The following is a 3,327-nucleotide window of genomic DNA, read 5'->3' on the forward strand; positions in this document are numbered from 1 at the left end:
GATGCAAGACGCTTGAATCGTGATGATGCGGAACGAAGTCAACCAAGAGCAAGGACACTCCGTGAATGTCAGCGGCTCACGAGGTCGCTAAACCGATTGGAACCTCGCTTGCGGAACTCATCAGGGCCAGTGGCATCCCGAAGATGCCACGCGAACAGGCCGAACAGACGACTGTGCTGACGCAGACACCGCAAAATCACAAGAAAAGCTCTTGCAAAGCAGGGGCCATCCACAGACGTCGTTCGGCTCCGGCGGCATGCCGCAGTGCGGCTTTACGAAACCTGCCTTTCGTGCTCCGGTGATCGGCCCGCGATCCTGCGAGCAATCCGTGGTGATTGGAGGCGGTTTCCGCCGCTTGCCCGAAACGGCGTTTCCGGCAATGGCTGCAAGCAAAACGGCTCCTCCTGCCAGAGTGTTGAAACTGGCGGTTTCGCCAAGGAACAACCACACCCAGACAGGGCCCAGCAGAACTTCGGCGAGGGACAGCAACGCCAGTTCGGCCGCAGGTAGGCTGCGGGAACCAATCGTGTAGAGGATCAGGCCTGCCCCGACTTGAAAGACCCCCATGCTCATGGCAATGCCGCCGTCGCGAGCGGACAGGATTACCGGCAGCTCCAGAAACACACATATGCCCAGTGTGATCGCGATGGCGAACAGCCCGGAAAGAAAAACCGAGGGCAGCATTTCACCCGTTTTCCCCATGCGCAGCGCCACGGTGAAGACCGCAAAGCCGAGCGCGGACCCCAGCGCGGCAAGGCTTCCTATCAGGACGACGCTCCCGGATTCGTCGGCGACCATGATCGCTATGCCAACAATAGCGACGGCGATGGCGATCCAGGTCGCCACCCGCACGGACTCTCGCAGTACGACCCAACCGAGAACAGCTGCCATGAAAGGTGCCGTTGCAAAAAGCAGCATCGCATTCGCCACGGAAGTGGCCTGGATCGCGTAGATCCCTCCCGAGTAGGCCGCAACCAGAGCCAGGGCGGCGATCACGGATGGAAGTCCGGCGCGGCGACCCTGAGCGAACGGACTCTGCCCGGATCGTAGCCGTACGACGACATAGAGGAACAAAGTGAGGCTGATCGAGCGATAGAGAAGGATCTGCCAGACCACGGCGTCGTCGATCAGCCGGATGCCGAGACCCACGGTCGACCAGAGCACACCCGCAGCAATAACGAACAAGACACCATGCCTGTGTGCTTTTGCCAAGGCTGAAGGTTGGTACTCGGCTGTCATCGGGCATCACGCATTCAGATTGATCTCAGTCAATTCGCATTCGGCGCAGAGATGGTTCGACCCGGTGTCTGCAACATCAGCGCTTCGCCGCCAACCCGGTTTCTTTCGGGTTCGGCCACCTGAAGCACTGCCCGGCAGCCTCGGAGGCACCGCATGAAACGCAGCGAATACCGCTGGGGAAGCGCAGGCGCTCAAGAAGCGCGAGGTACGTGGCTTCCTCCGACGCGACCTTCTCGCTCTCGGCGAAAGTGATGTTGTCGGCGGGGCATTTGACGGGTCGATGAGGCATGGCCAAGAAATCTTTGGCCCTTGCCTCTGATCCGGCAACGAAGACACAAGATATTGGGACTGATGTGTCACCGGGATAATTCCCTTCAGGGTCGCACTGCGATTGAATGCGGTGACGATCCGGTTCAGATCCTCGGCATCCAGCTCTTCGAACCGGGAGATGCGGCGGAGGCCGCGGCGGCCCGAATGATACCAGAGCCGGGCCGCAACTGCCGCAGTGACAAGACCAATGAGGTCGAGACTCAAGATTAGAACGGCCAAATCGCACCCTCTTTGCATGCCGCCTCGAAGCCAGGGGCAGATTTGGTGTTCCTGCTGCGTTCAAGCCCTCCCGCTGGAAACCTCGGCGATCCGGAGAACACAGGTCCCGCGACCGTAAGTCATGCGCAGGGCGGTATTCACCGCGATGTGCATGCCGGCCAGATCAAAGGTCTCCCAGCAGTCGCAGGACCCGCACATGTATGCGAAGGATGTGCGGGGCCAGCGGATTCGCGACAGCGAGAACTGGCTGCTCAGAACCGGGTGCTGAGGCCAAGTCGGATCGATTGCGCCCGGCGTCCAGCATTTCCGATATTGTCGACACGGAGCGCTATAACCCCCTGCCAGTTTGCAATCGGGCCGGTCCGCATCCCCAGCTCCAGAGAGCCGCTGGCGCGCTCGATCGCATGGGCGTTGTTGCGATGGAAGTTCCAGGTCATCCCCGGGCGCACGAAGATCATCGCCCGCTCTCCCTGGGTCGGCATCTCCAAAAGCGTCGAGAGCGTCAGGCGGCCAAGCTCGACGGTGGTTCCGGCCACCGCTACTGCCGAGATGCCGTCGGTGACGCTGTAGCCCTGCTGGCGATCGCGAATCCAAGCTATGTCCAGTTCAGGCGAGATCTCGAGACCGGATTCCAGCCGGTGGACACCGTAGATCGAAGCGCGCACGAGTGCACGGCGCGTCTGGAATGATCCCTCGAACCAGTCCGAGCCATCGCTATAGACATCGATCGCAGCATTGTTGCGCGTTGCGCCAAGCGCGCCGCGCAGGGTGAAAAACACGTTTTCCGTGATCTCGCCGGTCAGGTAGGGCCCGACCATCCAGCCATGGCCCGAAATGCCCGAGATATCACGAGCGCTCTCCCGAGCCCGATCGAACTGGATCATCACGCCGAAGGCCAGGCGCGGTGTCACCAGATAGTCGACGCCCGCCGAGGCCATGCCGAACTCCCCGGTCCGTCTGGCGAATGTCCTGCTTTCTACGGAATGGCGCGAGAACTCGGCCTCCATCCAGGCATGCCAGCGCCCATCGTGGCTGACGTGATTGCCGGCAAAGCGCAGCATCATCATGTTGTCGTTGGCCCGCCCGGCGACCTCCGTGATGCCGGTAGCGCTGCGCCGGTTCTCGAAGCGGTATCCACGCGGCTCCATCGCCAGGAGCCGCTCAGCCCGAGCGGTCATGAAGCTGGTCGTGGCCTCCTCGAAGACTTCCTGTACGCGGCTGTCGTTCTCGATGACCGCGATCCGCAGCTGTGCCGCCCGGGTCCGGCCCGCGCCATCGGTGGCGGTGATCGTATACGCTCGGCTGGTCTGCGCCGCGCGCGGAGTGCCGGAGATGCTCCCTGTCGACGCATCGAGCATGATGCCCGCCGGCAGGGCCGGGGCGACCGAGAAGAGGTAGGTCTCATCCCCGCCGGTGGCGCTGGCGGTGATCGGCGTGATCGCCTCGTCGCGGGTGAAGCTGGCCGAGCTCTGCGACAGGGTGAGACCCATTTCCGGATGCACGACCGCGATCGAGAGGTCGGCGGTCTGCGTAGCCCCG

Annotated in this window: 1 protein-coding gene and 1 pseudogene; both read right to left on the reverse strand. The window is 62.3% G+C overall.

Annotation, left to right across the window (positions count from 1 at the left end):
* Positions 1-333: 333 nt before the first annotated feature.
* A pseudogene (locus IM708_RS20590) lies at positions 334-1,239 on the reverse strand (DMT family transporter); the annotation flags it as partial.
* A gap of 800 nt (positions 1,240-2,039) precedes the next feature.
* Positions 2,040-3,327 (reverse strand): putative Ig domain-containing protein (locus IM708_RS20595; protein ID WP_209428430.1); only part of this gene is annotated, 1,288 nt, incomplete at its 5' end.

Source organism: Pararhodobacter sp. SW119, from assembly GCF_017811755.1.
Classification (GTDB): domain Bacteria; phylum Pseudomonadota; class Alphaproteobacteria; order Rhodobacterales; family Rhodobacteraceae; genus Pararhodobacter.